The following is a 264-nucleotide window of genomic DNA, read 5'->3' on the forward strand; positions in this document are numbered from 1 at the left end:
CGCGGATTTCCTCGTTGTCGTTGACGATCTGCAATTGCGACTGCGCCCAGCGCAAGTCGATATACGCGGCGGCCGCGTTCGCAGCCAGCGCGAGCCGCAATTCGTTCAGCGCCGATTGACGCCCCGACACCTGCGCCTGCGCCGCGAGCACCGCAAGGCGTTCGCCGCCGAATACATCCGGCTGCCACGAAGCCGTCAAGCCGATACCCGCCTGCTTCACATAGCCAAGCGGCGGCGGCGTGTTCTGCCGCTCATACGCAGCCG

General features: G+C 66.3%; 1 protein-coding gene. It reads right to left on the reverse strand.

The features are described from left to right. Window positions 1–264, reverse strand: a 264-nt coding sequence (locus SB753_RS38130; RefSeq protein ID WP_410805300.1) for a TolC family protein, incomplete at both ends; no start/stop codon positions are given.

The organism is Paraburkholderia sp. SIMBA_053 (genome assembly GCF_046534895.1).
In the GTDB taxonomy this organism is placed as follows: Bacteria; Pseudomonadota; Gammaproteobacteria; order Burkholderiales; family Burkholderiaceae; genus Paraburkholderia; species Paraburkholderia caledonica.